Below are 16458 nucleotides of genomic sequence, written 5' to 3'. Positions count from 1 at the left end.
GTCAGCCGCCGCAGGCGGCGAGGTGGGTGCCGAAACCACCGCGTTCGGGCAGGGCGGCGGTGGTGGTGGGCTCCGGGGCGGTGCGACCGGCGGCCGGGTCGGTGACCCGCATCGCCAGCGCGACGGTGTCGCCGCCGCCGACCGGCCCGAGGGCGCAGTCGTCGTCATCGTCGTCGTCCGAGGTCATGTTGCAGCCGGAGAGGGCGAGCGCGAGAGCGGTGAGCGCGCCGAGCTGCACGGAGGCCGAGCGGAGTCGGCGGCGGGGGCGTTGGTCCACGGCATCGTTGTAGCCGATCGACGCCACTGCCGCCGCCCCGCCCCCGGGCCGAGGTGGCCCGGCCGCCCCTCGGCGGGGTCCCTGGCAGGGGCGTTACGCTCGGCTCATGCTCCGTTCCGTCATCCTCGCCGCCTCCCGGTCATCCCAGGTCGAGCGGCTCGTCGCGACTGCCCCGTACACCCGGGACGTCGTCCGCCGGTTCGTCGCCGGCGCCGCCACAGACGACGCGTTGCGCGCGACCCGCGGGCTCGTCGACGACGGCCTCGCGGTCACCCTCGACCACCTCGGTGAGGACACTGTCCGCCCCGAGCAGGCCACCGCCACCCGGGACGAGTACCTGAAACTGCTGAAGATGCTCGGCGCCGCTGGGCTCACCCCGGCCGCCGAGGTGAGCGTGAAGCTCTCCGCCCTCGGCCAGATGTTCGACGAGCAGTTGGCGTACGACAACGCGCGGGCGATCTGCGCGGCGGCCGACGCGGCGGGCACCACTGTCACCCTGGACATGGAGGACCACACCACCACCGACTCGACGTTGGAGGTGCTGAGCCGGCTGCGCAAGGACTTCCCGTCGACCGGCGCGGTGCTCCAGGCGTACCTGCGGCGGACCGAGTCGGACTGCCGGGAGCTCTCCTCGGCCGGGTCGCGGGTGCGGCTGTGCAAGGGTGCCTACAAGGAGCCGGAGTCGGTGGCGTACCAGTCGGCCCGCGAGGTGGACAAGTCGTACGTGCGCTGCATGAACATCCTGATGTCCGGCGACGGTTACCCGATGCTGGCCACCCACGACCCGCGGATGATCGCCATCGGTGAGGACCGGGCCCGGTGGTTCGACCGGGGGCCGGAGCGCTTCGAGTTCCAGATGCTCTACGGCATCCGCCCGGAGGAGCAGGCCCGGTTGGCCGGCGAGGGCTACACCGTGCGCACCTACGTCCCGTACGGCGACGAGTGGTACGGCTACCTGATGCGCCGGCTCGCCGAGCGCCCCGCCAACCTGGTCTTCTTCGGCCGTGCCCTGATCTCCAAGAAGTAGTTCCTCCGGTTCGGCGAAACGGGCCGGCGGCGACCCCTCGGGTTGCTGCCGGCCCGTTTCCGGTATCCGGCTTGCCAACGTTGGCTAAGTAGCTTAGCTTTAAAGCTATGACAACTAGCCAGGTGCGGCGGGACGGCGGACACATCGCGTACGAGGTGCAGGGCGAAGGGCCGTTGGTGGTCCTCGCGCACGGCATGGGTGAGAACAGGGCGAGCTTCCGGCACCTCGTGCCGCTACTGGTGGCCGCCGGTCACCGGGTCGCCTCGGTCGACGTCCGGGGGCACGGCGAGTCCAGCGCCGGCTGGCCCACGTACGCCCCAGCAGAGGTCGGCGCGGACCTGCTGGCCGTGGTCCGCGACCTCGACGCCGGTCCGGCCGTGCTGGTCGGCAGCTCGTCCGCCGCTGCGGCGGTGGTCTTCGCCGCCACCGACGCACCCGAGATGGTCACCGGCATCGTGCAGATCGGCGCGTTCGTCGGTCAGCCGAAGCTCAACCCGCTGTTGCGGATGGCGATGTGGTCCGTGCTGCACAACCCTCGACTGTTCGGGATGTTCCACAACACCCTGTTCCCGGTGCACCGACCCGCCGACGACGCCGCGTACCGCCGCTCGATGGTGGCCAACCTGCGCGAGCCCGGTCGGATGGCCGCGACGCGCGGTTTGATCGCACCGGCCGAGCCGCACTGGACCGCCCGCGCGCCGCAGGTGCGGCAACCGGTCCTGGTGCTGATGGGGTCCAAGGACCCGGACTTCCCCGACCCGGGAGCCGAGGCGCGGGCCGCCCGGCGGCTCTTCGGCACCGCCGAGGCCCGGATGATCGAGGAGTCCGGTCACTACCCGCACGCCGACCGGCCGCAACGCACCGCCGAGGAACTGCTCGGCTTCCTGGCGGTGTGCGCCGGTGCCTAGGGTCGGCCTCAACCAGCAGACCGTCGTACGGGAGGCGGCCCGGCTGGCCGACGAGGTCGGCTTCCAGCAGCTCACCCTCGCCGCGCTCGCCAGCCGGCTCGGGGTGGCGCTGCCCAGCCTCTACAAGCACGTGCGGGGGGCGGACGCGTTGGCCCAGAAACTGGCCGCCCTGGCCACCGCCGAGCTGGCCACCGAGATGACCACCGCCGCCGTCGGCCGCTCCGGTGGCGACGCGCTCCGGGCCATGGCGGACGCCTACCGTGACTACGCCCTCCGACACCCCGGCCGTTACCCGGCCACGCAGCGGGTGCCAGACCCGGCCGACCCGGAACACGTCGAGGCGGGCGAACGCGCCGTCGGTGCCATCTTCGCGGTGCTGCGCGGGTACGGGCTCACCGGTGACGATGCCGTGGACGCGACCCGCGCGCTGCGCAGCGCCCTGCACGGCTTCGTGACCCTGGAGGCCGCGGGCGGCTTCGGTCTGCCCCGTGACGTCGATCGCTCGTACCACCAGTTGGTCGCGAGCATGGACATCTCGTTCCGCTCCTGGCCGCGCACCGGCGGGTGAGGGATCGGCCCGGGGCGGCCTCGCCGCATCCAGGTAGTGGTCGTACCCTTCGGCGGGTGATTGACGAGGTGCAGCAGCCAGCACCACGGCGGCTCTGGCCGCTGTGGACGGTGCTCGTGGTGGTCCTCCTGCTGCTGGGCTGCGGCCTGCCGGCGGCGCTCGTCGTCGGAGTGATCCGGGAGACAGGTTCGCGCCCCACTGTCAGCCGGGTCGGCTCCTCGGCGGCCGACGACCCGGCCACCGCCGTGGCCCGCGCGCTGTCCGACCGGATCACCGCCCAGCTCCACCGGCAGTCCGCGGCACTCCTCGGCGGCGACCGCGCCGGGTTCCTCGCCGTCGCCGATCCCGCCGCCCACAACGACCTGCGCCGACGCTTCGCCGCACTACGCGAGCTCAAGGTGACCGGCTGGCGGGCCGAGCCGAGTGGCCTGCCCGTGCCGATCATCGGCAAGCCCGGCGAGTGGCGGCTGCTGGTGCGCTTCCAGTACTGCTTCGTCACGCCGAACTGCCGGCCCAGCCCCGTGCTGATCGGCACCCGGTGGCGGGAGAACGGCGACCAGCCCCGGATGGTCGCCATGGAGGAATCCAAGTCGGTGGAGACCGGCACCCGACCGTGGGAGATCAGCGACCTGGCGGTCGCCGTCGGCGCGCGGACCATCGTCGCCACCACCCCGGCGCTGCGCGGCAAGCTGCCCGGCCTGCTCGCACAGGCCGAGTCGGCGGCGAAGGTCGCCGACGGGTACGCGGTGACCGGCTCACCGCCGGACCGATACCGGATCTTCTACGCCGGGCGCACCGAGTGGCAGCGTTGGTACGGCGGGGAGCGCCCGGAATGGACCGGCGGTTACGCGGTCACCGTGGGCGGCGGTCACCACGAGGTGGTGCTCAACGCCGAAGGGCTCTCCAACAGCGGCACCGACGACCTGCTCCGGCACGAGCTGACCCACGCGGCGTCGTTGCCGGAGCGCGGCTACCCGGGCAAGCTCACCTGGTGGTTGGTCGAGGGCCTGGCCGAGTTCGCCGGTGCCGGCGGCCAGGCGGTCGACCGGTACGAGGGGATCGCCGACGTGCGCAAGATGGTCCGGGGTGGCTGGGACGGCAAGTTGGAGGGCGTCAACCCCGCCGACGATGCCTCCGCCGAACGGGTCGCCGGCAGCTACGGCATCGGCTACCTGGCCGTCCGGCACCTCGTCGACCGGTACGGGCCGCTGCGGCTGCTCACCTTCTTCAAGACCGTGGTGCACGACGGCAGGACCATCGAAGCGGCCTCCGAGAAGGCGTTCGGTGAGCAGTGGTCGACGCTGCACGACGAGTGCGTGGCGTACGTCCGCGCCACCGCCGGCTGACGCAGCGCGCAGGCGGTGCGGCGGTGCGCCGTACCATCGATGGGGTGCGCCGTCCCCAGTCGTCACGGCCCGCCAGCACCATGCGGCCCCGCCTGCTCATCGCCCTGACCGCCGTCGCCGTCCTCACCGCCACCACCGCCGCCTCCTGCGGCGACGAAGGCCCCGATCTCGCGCTGGCGTCGGCCGCCCGTAACCCGGTCACCGAGGTGATCGACGCACCCGCCACGGTGACCGCCCGCGCCGCCGCCACCCTCACCGCTCCCGCCGACGGCACCCTGGCCAGCCTGCGCGTCCAACCTGGACAGCGGGTCAAGCGCGGTCAGGTGCTGGCCGTGGTCGACTCGCCGAGCGCACAACAGCGTCTCCGTCAGGCCAAGGAGGCGCTGGCCGCCGCGAAGCGCGCCGGCCGGGGTGTCGGAGCGGGCAGCCTGACCAGCAGCCGGCGCGGCACCGACAAGGCCGCCGACGAGGCGTTCGACGCGGCCCGGAAGGCCGCCGAGAAGATCGCCGACCCGCAACTGCGCGACGCGCTGCTCACCCAGGTGACGTCCGCGCAACGCCAGTACGCTGCCGCCGCGCGCAGCGCCGACCAGGCGGTCCGCTCCGTGCAGCGGGGGATCAACGGGTTGAGTTCCGCCGTCGGCGCGCTCTCCGCGGCGCAACGGCTCCAGGCCCAGCAGGCGTACGACCTGGCGAAGGCGACAGTCGACGCGCTGACCCTGCGTGCCCCGATCGCCGGGGTGGTGCAGCCCGGCGGCACCCGGGCCGGCGGTGGCGCGAACGCTGGTCTGGCCGGGCTGTTGGAGCAGGCCGGTGGCGCTGGCCTCGACCCGTCCGTGCTGGCCCCCAGCCAGGGTGGGCCGCCGGCCGGCGTGGACGACGCCGTCGCGGTCGGTGGTCAGGTCACCGCCGGCACCCCGGTCCTGACCGTTGTGGACACCGGGCAGTTGGGTCTGCTCGCCGAGGTGGACGAGACCGACGTGCTGCTGGTCAAGGCCGGCGTGCCGGCCACCGTCGAGTTGGACGCCGTCACCGGCGCCAGCTACGACGCCACCGTCCGCTCGGTCGACGTGCTGCCCACCAACTCCGCGCAGGGCGGGGTCACCTACCGGGTCCGCCTGGCGCTGGGCGCCGGAAAGCTGGCCGAGGACGAGCCGGCCCCGACGCCCCGCCCCGGCATGAACGCGATCGTGCACCTGCGGGTACGTGAGGCCGTCGACGCGGTGACCGTCCCCGCGTCGGCGGTGTTCTCCGCCGACGGCCGGGACGCGGTCTGGGTGGTCCGGGACGGCAAGGCGGGCCGGGCGCCGGTGACCGTGGGCGTCCAGGGGTCCGACCTCGTGCAGATCCTCAACGGCGTGCAGCCCGGCGACCGGATCGTGGTGCGCGGCGCCGACCAGGTCCGCGACGGCCAGGAAGTCCGGTGACCGAACCCGCCGTCGCAGATCGGCCGGCAGGGGAGCGGGTTCCGGCCATCGAGGCGGTGGACGTGTCCCGGACGTACCAGCTCGACGGGGTGTCGGTGGAGGCGCTGCGCGGGGTGTCGCTCACCGTGCAGCCGGGGGACTACGTGGCCCTGGTCGGCCCGTCCGGCTCGGGCAAGTCCACCCTCATGCACCTCCTCGGCGGGCTGGACCGGCCCACCGGTGGCCGGCTGGTGATCGGCGGGCGGGACGTCAACGCCCTCGCCCCACCGGAGATGGCGACCCTGCGCAACGAGACCATCGGCTTCGTCTTCCAGGCGTTCCACCTGTTGCCGCGTACCTCGGCGGTGGAGAACGTGGCGTTGCCACTGGTCTACCGGGGGGTGTCGGCCCGGCAGCGGCGGGAGCGGGCGGCGGCGATGCTGGGCCGGGTCGGCCTCGGGCACCGGCTGGATCACCGGCCCAACCAGATGTCCGGCGGTGAGCAGCAGCGGGTGGCGATCGCCCGCGCGCTGGTCACCGAGCCGACGGTGCTGCTGGCCGACGAACCCACCGGCAACCTGGACAGCGTCACCGGCGCCGCCGTGCTGGAGCTGTTGGAACAACTGAACGCGGAGTCGGGGGTGGCGCTGGTGATGGTCACCCACGACCAGGAGGTGGCTGCCCGCGCCCACCGCCGGATCACCATGCGCGACGGGGTGGTCGTGGCGGACAGCGCCGACCCGCGCTCCGCTCATGATCGACCGCCGTCCGTTGATCACGGTCGACCTGCGACACTGGTCCCCGCTCCCAGCGCGGAGCCCCGGTCCGCGTCCGGAAGCGGTCCGGGGCACCCGTCCGGTGGCTCCGGTGGCGCCGCCGGAGCCACCGGGCGCCTTCCGCGCGAGGTCGAGCGGCCCGGAGGTACGGCGTGAGAGTCGCCGAGGCGTGGCGGGTGGCGCTGGACGCACTGCGGGCGAACCGGCTGCGTAGCGCGCTGACCATGCTCGGAGTGATCATCGGGGTGGCCTCGGTGGTGCTGCTGGTGGCCATCGGCACCGGCACCAAGCAGAAGGTCGAGCAACAGGTCGAGGGCCTCGGCTCCAACCTGCTGCTGGTCGTCCCCGGCCGGATCGAGGTGGGCAACGCGCCGGTCGTCTCGCCGCTGACCCTCAAGGACGTGGACGCCGTCACCCGGGTGGTCGGCGACCCGGATCGGGTGGCGGTCACCGTCGCCTCCGGGGCGACCGCGCGGGCCGGCGCCCGTTCCGACTTCACCACCGTGCAGGGCGTCCTGGAAACGACCCCGGCGGTGTTCACCCGCTCGCTGGCGCGGGGACGCTACCTCACCGCCACCGACGTGGACACCAGCCGACGGGTGGCGGTGCTCGGCGACTCGGTCGCGCGTGCGCTCTTCCCCGACCGGGACCCGCTCGGCCAGCAGGTGGCGCTGGCCGGGGTGCGGTTCCGAGTGATCGGAGTCTTCGCGCCCCTCGGGCAGAGCCTCGGCGTCGACCGGGACGACGAGGTGCACGTGCCGGTGACCGCCGCGCAACGACTCTGGGGCACCCAGCGGGTCGACGGCATCGCGGTGAAGGCACCGGACCGGGAGCGGATCGACGAGCTGGGCGAACGGATCGTCGCCGAGCTGAACCGCCGCCACCCGGACACCGAGTTCAGCGCCGTAACCCAGCAGCAGATCCTCGGCGTGCTCGGCGACATCCTCGGTGTCCTCACTGGCGTGCTGGCGGCCATCGCCGGCATCTCGCTGCTCGTCGGCGGTGTCGGCGTCTCCAACATCATGCTGGTCAGCGTCCGGGAGCGGACCCGGGAGATCGGGCTGCGCAAGGCCGTCGGCGCACGTCCCCGCGACATCGGCGTGCAGTTCCTGCTGGAGGCGGTGCTGCTCACCACGATCGGCGGGCTCACCGGGATGGCGCTGGGCGTGGGAACCGCCCTGCTGGTCGACGCGCTGTCGCCGATTCCGGCCGCGATCACCTGGTGGTCGTTGGCGCTTGCCTTCGGCGTGTCGGCGGTGGTGGGCATCGTCTTCGGGGTGGTTCCCGCGCAGCGCGCCGGCCGGCTCGACCCGGTGGTCGCGCTGCGCACCGAATGAGCAGCGCCGGAACAACCGGACGGCCGACACGCACGGGCGGATACCGGGAGCACGGATCGGGTGAACCGGCCACCGAAGCATGATCAGTTGCAGGAAGGGATCGCGCCGGTCACAACCGTCCCGCTACCGTACTGGTAACACGCGCGTCGTCGGCCCGGCCCGGAGCATCCGTCGGGTTGGCACGCGCCGGGCATGGGATGGGTCGGTGAGCCATGGCCGGGTCACAGTCCGACGGACGGCTGTCGGAGGTCAAGTTCCTGACCGTTGCGGAGGTGGCGACGGTCATGCGGGTGTCAAAGATGACTGTCTATCGCCTGGTGCACAGCGGTGAGCTCACCGCCGTCCGGGTCGGCCGGTCGTTCCGGGTGCCTGAGCATGCGGTGCACGAATATCTCCGGGGCGCCTTTCAGGAGACCGCCTGAGCCACCGCCTCACCCTCCGATCGTCGGCTGACCGGCATCGGTGGGCGTGAGGAGTGAGCTCGCGCGCCCCGCGGTCGTGCGCCAGAGGCGGCCGCGACGGGGGCGCGTTGGTCCGGCTGACGCCCTGCGGCTACCCTGGAACCCGACCGAGACCCCACCGGTGCGCCCCGCCGCCGAGACTGGTCCGGTCCGTTGTCCGCAAGCGGTCGCCGTCGCCACCTGCGTGGTGTCATCCGGTCCGCCCCGCACGTTGTATCGAAAGGCTGTCGTATGGGCTCGGTGGTCAAGAAGCGCCGTAAGCGCATGGCTAAGAAGAAGCACCGCAAGCTGCTGCGCAAGACCCGCGTCCAGCGTCGCCGTCTCGGCAAGTGATCGCCGCCGGGCTCACCGGACAGGCCGGCGGCGCATGTTGCGCCGGAGCACTCCCGGCCCGTCCGAGCGCCCGGCGTTCGGCGTCACTTGCCAAACTGTCGACCTCCGGAGGCTCAGGTGATCAGGCCGTGGTCGTCCCGGCTCGGTCCATCCTGCCGGCATAGGTGCGTCAGATGACCCCCGGTGGCACCTCAGGTGCTCCGGGGGTCGTCGTCGTCACCGGAGTGGGCCGTTACCTGGGAGCCCACGTGGCGGCCCGACTGGCCGCCGACCCGCGCATCGAACGGGTCATCGGGGTCGACGCACCGGACTCCGGCATCGAGTTCACCGACCTGCTGGACCGGGTCGAACGGATCCGCGTCGACAGCGGTTCCCTGGGTGGCCTCCTCGCCGACCTGGACGTCGACGCGGTGGTGCACCTCGCGCTTGTCACCTCACCCGACCCGCAGCACGGTGGCCGGTCCGGGATGAAGGACCAGAACGTCATCGGCAGCATGCAGATGCTCGCCGCCTGCCAGCGGGCGCCCCGACTGCGCAAGCTCGTGGTCCGCTCGTCGACCGCCGCCTACGGGGTCTCGTTCCGGGACCCGGCGGTCTTCACCGAGGAGACCGAACCCCGCGAGGTGCCGCGCGGCGGTTTCGGCCGCGACATCCTCGACCTCGAGGGGTACGTGCGCGGCTTCCGCCGCCGTCGGTCCGACGTCACCGCCACGGTGCTGCGCTTCGCCCCGTTCATCGGCTCGACCGCAGACACCACGCTGACCCGCTACTTCTCGCAGCCGTTCGTGCCGACCGTCTTCGGCCGTGACCCCCGCCTGCAGTTCCTGCACTTCGACGACGCGTTGGAGGTGCTGCACCGGTCGATCGTGGAGGACCATCCCGGCACGTACAACGTCGCCGGCCCCGGTGTGCTGTCGCTGTCCCAGGCGATCCGACGCGCCGGACGGGTGGCCGTCCCGGTGCTGGAGCCGGGTCTGTCCGGGGCCGCCGCACTGGCCCGCAGCATGGGCTTCGGCAGCTACGGCCTGGACCAGGTCGACCTCTTCGTGCACGGCCGGGTGGTCGACACCAGCCGGCTCGAGCAGGAGTACGGCTTCACTCCCCGGTCGACGGCCGAGGCGTTCGAGGACTTCATCCGGGCCCATCACGGTGGGGTGGTGGTCACCCGGGGTCAGTTGGCCGCCGCCGAGCAACTCGTCCTGGACGGCATCCGGCAGGTCCGCTCAGCGATCCGGGAGCGGTCATCGTGAGCGCGAGGAGTGAGCCGGTCTTGCGAGCCCCGCAGTCGCGAACCGAGGCGGCATCATGAGTGGGCCGGAGGAGGGGCGCGACCCGCAGTCGGTCGGGCGTTTCGACGTACCGCAGCAGGTGCCCGCGCCGGACGCGGAGCCGGCGCGGCGCAACGGACATCGACCGGCCGCGCAGGCCGCGCCGACCCCGACGGAACCGCCGGCCTCGATCACACCGCCGGCCTCAACTCCGACCCCGACCGCACCGCTCGCGTCAAGCGCATCGCCGACCGCGAAACCTGCCGGCGAGGTCGACGCCGGGTTGACCGGCGGCACCGAGCCGGCGGTGTCGGACCGGCCCGGGGACCACTGGGACCGCAAGGTCGCGAACGGGTTGGCGTTCCTGCGCCGGCGGCTCTCCGGTGACTACGAGGTCGACGAGTTCGGGTTCGACTCGGAGTTGACCGACGCGGTCTTCCACCCGCTGCTGCGGCTGCTCTACCGGGACTGGTTCCGCACCGAGGTCAGTGGGGTGGAGCACGTCCCCGTGGACGGGCCCGCCCTGGTGGTCGGCAACCACTCCGGGACGGTGGCACTGGACGCCCTGATCCTCTCGGCGGCGCTGCACGACAAGCATCCCGCCCACCGCTACCTGCGGCTGCTCGGCGCCGACCTGGTCTTCCGGATGCCGGTGGTCTCCGAGTTGGCCCGCAAGACCGGCGGCACGGTGGCCTGCAACCCGGACGCCGAGCGGCTGCTCGGCGGCGGCGATCTGGTCGGCGTGTTCCCCGAGGGCTTCAAGGGCATCGGCAAGCTCTACGCCGACCGTTACAAGCTGCAACGCTTCGGGCGGGGCGGGTTCGTCTCGGCGGCGCTGCGCACCGGCACCCCGATCGTGCCCGTCGCCATCGTCGGCGGCGAGGAGATCTACCCGATGCTCGCCGACATCAAGCCCCTGGCGCGGCTGCTGAAGTTGCCCTACTTCCCGGTCACGCCGACGTTCCCGCTGCTCGGCCCACTGGGCATGGTGCCGCTGCCCAGCAAGTGGCTGATCGAGTTCTGCCCGCCGATCCCCACCGCCCACCTGACCGACTCGGCGGACGACCCGCTGGTGGTCTTCAACCTCGCCGACCAGGTGCGGGAGACCATCCAACAGACCCTGCACACGCTGCTGGAACGACGGCCCGACCCGTTCGGCCCCTGAACCAGGCCGGCGCGGCGCGGCGCGTGAAGTCAGCCGGCGCGGCGGCGGCGCTGTAGGGCCAGGCCGGCGGTGACCGCGCCCGCGACCAGGCCGGCGGCCGCGGTCGACGGTACGGCGATCTTGGCCGCTCGACGGCCGGTGCGGAAGTCCCGCACCTCCCAGCCGTGCTGGCGGGCCTGCCGCAGCAGGGCGCCGTCCGGGTTGACGGCCACCGCCCGGCCCACCGCGCAGAGCAGCGGCAGGTCGTTCGCCGAATCGCTGTAGGCCGCGCAGCGGACCAGGTCGAGCCCCTCCACGGCGGCGAGCTGGGTGACCGCCTCAGCCTTGGCCGGCCCGTGCATCAGGTCACCCACCAACCGCCCGGTGTACGCCCCGTCCAGCACCTCGGCCACCGTGCCGATGGCACCGGTCAGGCCGAGCCGGGCGGCGATCACCCGGCCGATCTCGACGGGGGCGGCGCTGACCAGCCAGACCCGCTGACCGGCATCCAGATGACGCTGAGCGAGCTGGTGGGTGCCGGCCCAGATCCGGGGGGCCATCATCTCGTCGAAGATCTCCTCGGCGAGGTGTTCGACCTCGGTGACCCGCCAGCCCTGGACGAAGGCCAGCGCCGCCTCCTTGGCCAGCGACATGTCACCGGCGTGCTCCCGGGCCAGCAGCCGGAAGCGGAGCTGCTGCCAGGCGAATCGGGCCAGGTCGGCGGTTGTCACGTAGTTCCGGGAGGCGAGACCACGGGCGAACCAGTAGATCGACGCGCCCTGCATCATCGTGTTGTCCACGTCGAAGAACGCCGCGGCGGTCGGGTCGGGTGCGCTGACCGGGGCCAGGTCGGTCTCGGCCCAGGCCGCGGTGTGCCCCTCGGCGTCGGTGCTGACCGTCACCTTACGGCTACGCGCCACGCGAATCCCTTCCTCACCGGTACGACGGATGCTCCCCAGCGAGGGTATCCGCCGAAGACGGGCGACCGGCCGGGCACACAGCGAACTGTGGCGCGGCCGGTCGGACGTGCGGTATGGGGACGCGGGTCAGCGGGCCCCGGGGCAGGTGCTCGGGTTCGGCCCGAGGGCGTCGCTCGCGGTCGGTGCCGGCAGGCCGCAGGCGATCGCCGCGCGCAGGTCGTCCGAGCGTTCCCGGATGCTGTCCAGCAACACCAGCGACCGCTGGGTCCGTTCCCGGTCCACCCGGGTGGTCCCGTCGAGCAGACCGCGTACCGCCCGGCGCTGGCTCGACACGAAGGTGTTGAGAGTGTCCAGGCTGCCCGGCTCGGCCCGCTGCACAGCGGCCGAGGTCAGCAGGCGAACTCCCTGCCGGCTGTCGGCGTCCATGTCGTCGAGGACGGCGCTGTAGCCGATCCGGTCACCGCGCAGCTTGGCGGCTTCGCCGACTCTGGTCCGGGCGAAGTCCAGGAAGAGCTGGCCCCTGCTGATGTCGGAGCTGGCCAGAGCGAGCTGTGCCCGTTCGGTGGAGCGCTTCATGCCGTACAGCGCGTCACCGGGCACCGCGTTCTCGCTGGCGGCGGAGATCCCGGAGACGGCGATGGCCCCGGCGGCGATGCCGACCAGGATCGCGCCCCGGGCTCGGGCCCGCCGTGCGGTGACCGCCGGCAGCAGCCGCCCGCGGGTGGTCGTGGCGGCCGGTTCGCTGACCGCCGCTGGTGTGCTGCCCAGCCCTTCCCGCTCGGCGGTTGCGAGCAGCATCGCCCGCAGGCCGGTACGGAAGTCCTGGTCCACCTCGACAGCCGGGGGGTCGACGCTGAGCCGCTGACCCACTGCGACGAGCGGCGCCAGTTGGCCGTCCACCCGGGATCGCACGTGGTGTCGTCGAGCGCCGTTGGCCTCGTCGAGAAGCTGCGCGAAGCGCTCCGCGCGCCGGCGGGAGAAGAGGGTGTTGTCCACCGCAGGCACCTCCTCTCGCTGGTCACGGCCGGTCGGCCGCCGTCGTTGCCAGCGACCGGGCGGCAGTGTGACACCACGGAGGTGAGGTGCCGCCGGCATGCCGGTCGGACCTCGGTGACCCGGGCCTGCCGGGACATCCACCGGTCGCACCCGGAGAAACGCGGCGGACCGGGCACGGGTTACGGGCCTGACGGAGCGGAAATTACAGAAAGTGATGGTCATCACCGGGCGGGACCGACTTTGAGCTGCGCGGACGCTGATCGACGCCCGTCGGTCCCGCCGTAACAAACTACGGCTGGAAGCCGTCGGGCAGCAGCCGGGCCAGGGCGCGGACGGCGCGGTACTGGAGGGCCTTGATCGCTCCCTCGTTCTTGCCCATCGCGCGGGCCGTCTCGGCGACCGAGAAGCCCTGGAGGAAGCGGAGCACGATGCACTCCTGCTGCTCTGGGTTGAGCTGCTTCACCGCGGTGAGGAGCGCGACGTTGGTGATGTGCTCCACCACCGCCGCCTCCGGGCTGCCCTCCGGGCCGCGGTCCTCCCGGTCGGCGTCGAGCACGTCGCCGGTGGTGACCTCCAGCCGGTACCGGCCCGACTTGAAGTGGTCCGCGACGAGGTTGCGGGCGATCGTCACCAGCCAGGCGCCGAGGTCGCGGCCCTGCCAGGTGAAGCTGCCGATCCGCTTGAGCGCGCGCAGGAAGGTGTCCGAGGTGAGATCCTCGGCGAGTTGCCGGTTGCCGACCCGGAAGTAGACGAACCGGAAGACGGTGTCCACGTAACGGTCGTAGATCAGACCGAACGCCTCGGACTCGCCGGCCTGGGCCCGCTCGATCAGCGTCCAGACCTCGGTTGCCGGGTCGGACGGGTCCGGGCGGCTCGGGAAACCGGTCGGGGTGGTCGCGGTGGTGGCCGGCACCGCCGGGATCACCGCTGTCTCACCCGCCGCCGGGTCGGTGGTGACCGCCGGTGTGTCGCTTACCCGACGACCCTGCACAGGCATGGTGGGTCGGGACGGTACGGCGACCCGGCCGCCGGCCGGCTTCGCGTTTCCGCCGGGCACCGCGGGTCGCGGGGGCGGCTCGTTGTGGTGAGGCCGGCTGCGGATCCGCTGCGCCGCGCCGTCACCCCGCACGACGCCGCCGTGCTGTTCGTCCGATGGAGCACGGGCCGCCGGCCGCTCGTTGACGTGGGAGCGGGCGGGTTGACCGGTCAGGCCGACCGGGCGTTCCGCGTAACCGAAGGTGGTCACCGCGTTGCCCCCGTCCCGTCGGTCGCCGGGCGGGCCGGTCTGGGTCTCGTCGGGGCGGACCGACCGGGTGACCGGTCGGGCAGGACGGTCACGGGAGTTGCCGACGGGCGGCAAATCCCCTGGAGGTGCTGGTCCAATGCGCTCACAGGCACGGGGGCCTCCTCGGGCTGAGGGGTGTCGACTCACGGCAAATGGGGTGAGCCGACCCGAGTGATGATAGGGCCAACGTCACCCGCGCGTGGCAAGTCCGTTACACAAGGCGGAAGTATTTCCCGCTCCGCCGCACCGATGGCGGACCGGTTGTCCGTCGTGTGCGATTGACTTTCCGTCGGCCTGGTGTTCCAAGATGGATCCCCAGGTCGGAGGCGCGCCGCCCGTTCGGTTGACCCGCCGTGCCGGGCGGCCGGACGGCGGCCGCCGAACTGCCCATGGTCAGCGTCGCACGTCCCATCGACAGGACCTGATCGGATCGCCGGTGGCACACCGGACAGTCCTGTGAACGGGACTTTCGCGGTGTCGTCCTCCGGGCGTGCCCCAGTCATCGGGCGTGGCCCGTCGCCGTCCGCTGTGCCAGACTCGATCACCGTGCAGGACGCCTCGGAAAGCCCCGCGCCGAACCTCGCCGACCGCGTCCGCCGCGCGGCTCTCGACCGCGCCGACCGACCCGCGCTGCACTGGCGTGAGCACACAGTGAGCTGGTCCGAACTGGACGCCGCGGTGGACGCCGCCGCCCGCGGCCTGTCCGCCGCCGCGCCACCCACCGACCCCGGCGGTACGCCGCCACGCGTCGCCATCGCGCTGCCCAACACACCGGACTTCGTGATCGCCTGGCTCGGCGCCCTCCGCGCCGGGCTGGTCACCGTGCCGGTCAACCCCGACCTCACCGCCCCGGAGCTACGGCACGTGCTGGCCGACTCCGGCGCGTCGGTGCTCATCGCCACCGACCACGTTCGAGGCCTGGTCGCCGACGTGGCCGCCGAGCTGCCCGCGCTCGCTTCGGTGCACGGCACGCCACCGACCGCCGAGGCGCCCGGAGCGGCACCCCGCCCTCGACGCGGCGGCTCCGACCTGGCTGTACTGCTCTACACCTCCGGCACCGAGGGGCGACCCAAGGGGGCGATGCTCTCGCACCAGGCGCTGCTCGCCAACCACGAACAGGTCGCGGAGATCGAACCGCCGGTGGTCGGGCCGACCGACACTGTTCTCCTGGCGTTGCCGCTGTTCCACGCGTACGGGCTCAACTCGGGGCTCGGCGCGGTCGTGCACCACGGCGCGACCGGTGTGCTGCTCGACGAGCCGGGCCCGACGGCGGGGTTGGACGAGATCGCGCGGCACCGGGTCAGCGTGCTGGTCGGCGTACCGTCGATGTTCCTGACCTGGGCCGGCGCGGCCACGGCCCGCGCGGCGACCGCGTCGGTGCGGGTGGCGGTCTGCGGCGCGGCACCGCTCGAACCCGCGGTCGCGGCGCGCTTCACGGAGGTCACCGGGCATCAGGTGCACATCGGGTACGGCCTCACCGAGACCGCGCCGGTGCTCACCTCCACCCTCGTCGGCGGCGTGGCCAAGCCGGGTTCGATCGGCCGGCCGCTGCCCGGGGTGCGGCTACGCCTGGTCGGCGCCGACGGGACGGACCTGTGGCGCGACGGGCTGGCGGTCCCCGCCGACGACGACCCGGACGAGCTGGACATCTCCGACGTGGCGCCAGGCACCGACCCGGGGCAGATCGTCGTGTCCGGCCCGAACCTCTTCACCGGCTACTGGCCTGACGGTCGGGGCGGCCCGGACACCGAGGGTTGGTGGGGCACCGGTGACATCGCGTACGCCGACGAGGACGGCGACCTCTTCCTGGTCGACCGGCTCGGCGAGTTGATCCTGGTCAACGGTTTCAACGTCTATCCGCACGAGGTCGAGCTGGTGCTCGCCGGGCACCCCGGGGTGATCGAGTCGGCGGTACTGGGTGTGCCGCACCCGCGGACCGGCGAGACTGTGCGGGCGTACGTGGTGCCGGTGCAGGGCCGACCGGTGACCAGCGAGGAGTTGCTCGCCCACTGCGCACGGAACCTGGCCCGGTTCAAGTGCCCGACCGCTGTCGAGTTCGTCGACGCCCTGCCGCACTCGGCGATCGGCAAGGTACGCAAGACCCAGCTCCGGTCGGCGACGCCGACCGACCGCACGGAGGTAACCGATGGCCAGTGACGCCCGACTCGCCCTGATCACCCGACCCGGCTGCCACCTGTGCGACGACGCCAAGGCGGCGCTCGACCGGGTGGTCGCGGTCACCGGCGACAAGTGGGTCGAGTGGGACGTCACCGGCGACGAGGGGCTGGAGCGGGAGTACGGGGACCGGCTGCCGGTGGTGATGCTCGACGGCAAGGAGCACGGCTACTGGCGGGTCGAGGAGGACCGGCTGCTGCGGGACCTGACCACGCCGCAGCTCTGACGGGT

At 72.7% G+C, this 16458-nt stretch carries 17 protein-coding genes; 13 read left to right on the top strand and 4 right to left on the bottom strand.

Annotation, left to right across the window (positions count from 1 at the left end):
- Position 1: 1 nt before the first annotated feature.
- Positions 2-277: a hypothetical protein gene (locus ACFYP0_RS19530; protein WP_355499374.1), complete on the bottom strand. Its 276-nt coding sequence runs from the start codon at positions 275-277 to the stop codon at positions 2-4.
- 106 nt (positions 278-383) lie between these two features.
- Between ACFYP0_RS19530 and ACFYP0_RS19525 the strand changes: the two genes are divergently transcribed.
- The 11 genes from ACFYP0_RS19525 (at position 384) to ACFYP0_RS19475 (ending at position 10872) form a co-directional block, all read left to right on the top strand.
- On the top strand, positions 384-1304 hold the full coding sequence (locus tag ACFYP0_RS19525; protein WP_091402747.1) for a proline dehydrogenase family protein: 921 nt from the start codon (positions 384-386) through the stop codon (positions 1302-1304).
- A gap of 107 nt (positions 1305-1411) precedes the next feature.
- Positions 1412-2212: an alpha/beta fold hydrolase gene (locus ACFYP0_RS19520; protein WP_356979226.1), complete on the top strand. Its 801-nt coding sequence runs from the start codon at positions 1412-1414 to the stop codon at positions 2210-2212.
- Positions 2205-2780, top strand: a complete 576-nt coding sequence (locus ACFYP0_RS19515) for a TetR/AcrR family transcriptional regulator (RefSeq protein ID WP_124853674.1) — start codon at positions 2205-2207, stop codon at positions 2778-2780. The genes ACFYP0_RS19520 and ACFYP0_RS19515 overlap by 8 nt, the downstream gene beginning before the upstream one ends.
- Positions 2781-2836: 56 nt before the next feature.
- Positions 2837-4126: a hypothetical protein gene (locus ACFYP0_RS19510; protein WP_124853673.1), complete on the top strand. Its 1290-nt coding sequence runs from the start codon at positions 2837-2839 to the stop codon at positions 4124-4126.
- An 80-nt stretch (positions 4127-4206) separates the two neighbouring features.
- Positions 4207-5553: an efflux RND transporter periplasmic adaptor subunit gene (locus ACFYP0_RS19505; RefSeq protein ID WP_386997219.1), complete on the top strand. Its 1347-nt coding sequence runs from the start codon at positions 4207-4209 to the stop codon at positions 5551-5553.
- Positions 5550-6464: an ABC transporter ATP-binding protein gene (locus tag ACFYP0_RS19500; protein WP_355499386.1), complete on the top strand. Its 915-nt coding sequence runs from the start codon at positions 5550-5552 to the stop codon at positions 6462-6464. Before ACFYP0_RS19505 ends, ACFYP0_RS19500 begins: the two co-directional genes overlap by 4 nt.
- Positions 6461-7645, top strand: coding sequence for an ABC transporter permease (locus ACFYP0_RS19495; protein WP_355499389.1), 1185 nt, complete (start codon positions 6461-6463; stop codon positions 7643-7645). Before ACFYP0_RS19500 ends, ACFYP0_RS19495 begins: the two co-directional genes overlap by 4 nt.
- Before the next feature lie 212 nt (positions 7646-7857).
- Complete coding sequence (locus tag ACFYP0_RS19490) at positions 7858-8067, top strand: helix-turn-helix domain-containing protein (RefSeq protein WP_007465625.1); 210 nt, start codon at positions 7858-7860, stop codon at positions 8065-8067.
- A gap of 270 nt (positions 8068-8337) precedes the next feature.
- Positions 8338-8439, top strand: a complete 102-nt coding sequence (locus tag ACFYP0_RS19485; protein WP_007465623.1) for a 30S ribosomal protein bS22 — start codon at positions 8338-8340, stop codon at positions 8437-8439.
- A 173-nt stretch (positions 8440-8612) separates the two neighbouring features.
- Positions 8613-9689, top strand: a complete 1077-nt coding sequence (locus ACFYP0_RS19480; RefSeq protein ID WP_355499392.1) for an NAD-dependent epimerase/dehydratase family protein — start codon at positions 8613-8615, stop codon at positions 9687-9689.
- A gap of 301 nt (positions 9690-9990) precedes the next feature.
- On the top strand, positions 9991-10872 hold the full coding sequence (locus tag ACFYP0_RS19475) for a lysophospholipid acyltransferase family protein (RefSeq protein ID WP_112584240.1): 882 nt from the start codon (positions 9991-9993) through the stop codon (positions 10870-10872).
- Between the two features lie 29 nt (positions 10873-10901).
- Here ACFYP0_RS19475 and ACFYP0_RS19470 read toward each other — a convergent pair whose 3' ends face one another.
- The 3 genes from ACFYP0_RS19470 to ACFYP0_RS19460 all read right to left on the bottom strand — a co-directional run bounded on the left by ACFYP0_RS19470 (position 10902) and on the right by ACFYP0_RS19460 (position 14013).
- The gene (locus ACFYP0_RS19470) at positions 10902-11771 is read right to left on the bottom strand and encodes an HAD family hydrolase (protein WP_386997015.1); all 870 of its coding nucleotides are present in this window, start codon (positions 11769-11771) and stop codon (positions 10902-10904) included.
- 126 nt (positions 11772-11897) lie between these two features.
- Entirely contained in the window at positions 11898-12767 is an 870-nt protein-coding gene (locus ACFYP0_RS19465) for a DUF5667 domain-containing protein (RefSeq protein ID WP_356979222.1), read from the bottom strand.
- A gap of 289 nt (positions 12768-13056) precedes the next feature.
- Positions 13057-14013 carry an ECF subfamily RNA polymerase sigma factor, BldN family gene (locus ACFYP0_RS19460; protein ID WP_091403551.1) on the bottom strand — a complete coding sequence of 319 codons (957 nt, stop codon included), beginning with the start codon at positions 14011-14013 and terminating at the stop codon, positions 13057-13059.
- 585 nt (positions 14014-14598) lie between these two features.
- Here ACFYP0_RS19460 and ACFYP0_RS19455 point away from each other — a divergent pair.
- Both ACFYP0_RS19455 and ACFYP0_RS19450 read left to right on the top strand, forming a co-directional pair.
- Positions 14599-16209 (top strand): AMP-binding protein, encoded by a 1611-nt coding sequence (locus ACFYP0_RS19455; RefSeq protein ID WP_386997012.1) that lies wholly within the window; start codon positions 14599-14601, stop codon positions 16207-16209.
- Positions 16199-16453 (top strand): glutaredoxin family protein, encoded by a 255-nt coding sequence (locus tag ACFYP0_RS19450; protein ID WP_030490173.1) that lies wholly within the window; start codon positions 16199-16201, stop codon positions 16451-16453. Before ACFYP0_RS19455 ends, ACFYP0_RS19450 begins: the two co-directional genes overlap by 11 nt.
- Positions 16454-16458: the final 5 nt, after the last annotated feature.

Origin of the sequence: Micromonospora arida (genome assembly GCF_042873195.1) — a bacterium.
Lineage (GTDB): Bacteria > Actinomycetota > Actinomycetes > Mycobacteriales > Micromonosporaceae > Micromonospora > Micromonospora arida.
This window is presented reverse-complemented; position numbering and strand designations above follow the sequence as displayed.

Coding starts and splice junctions, on each gene's coding strand:
- ACFYP0_RS19525 (WP_091402747.1), top strand. CDS start 384: ATGCTCCGTTCCGTCATCCTCGCCGCCTCCCGGTCATCCCAGGTCGAG.
- ACFYP0_RS19450 (WP_030490173.1), top strand. CDS start 16,199: ATGGCCAGTGACGCCCGACTCGCCCTGATCACCCGACCCGGCTGCCAC.
- ACFYP0_RS19480 (WP_355499392.1), top strand. CDS start 8,613: ATGACCCCCGGTGGCACCTCAGGTGCTCCGGGGGTCGTCGTCGTCACC.
- ACFYP0_RS19490 (WP_007465625.1), top strand. CDS start 7,858: ATGGCCGGGTCACAGTCCGACGGACGGCTGTCGGAGGTCAAGTTCCTG.
- ACFYP0_RS19520 (WP_356979226.1), top strand. CDS start 1,412: ATGACAACTAGCCAGGTGCGGCGGGACGGCGGACACATCGCGTACGAG.
- ACFYP0_RS19505 (WP_386997219.1), top strand. CDS start 4,207: ATGCGGCCCCGCCTGCTCATCGCCCTGACCGCCGTCGCCGTCCTCACC.
- ACFYP0_RS19485 (WP_007465623.1), top strand. CDS start 8,338: ATGGGCTCGGTGGTCAAGAAGCGCCGTAAGCGCATGGCTAAGAAGAAG.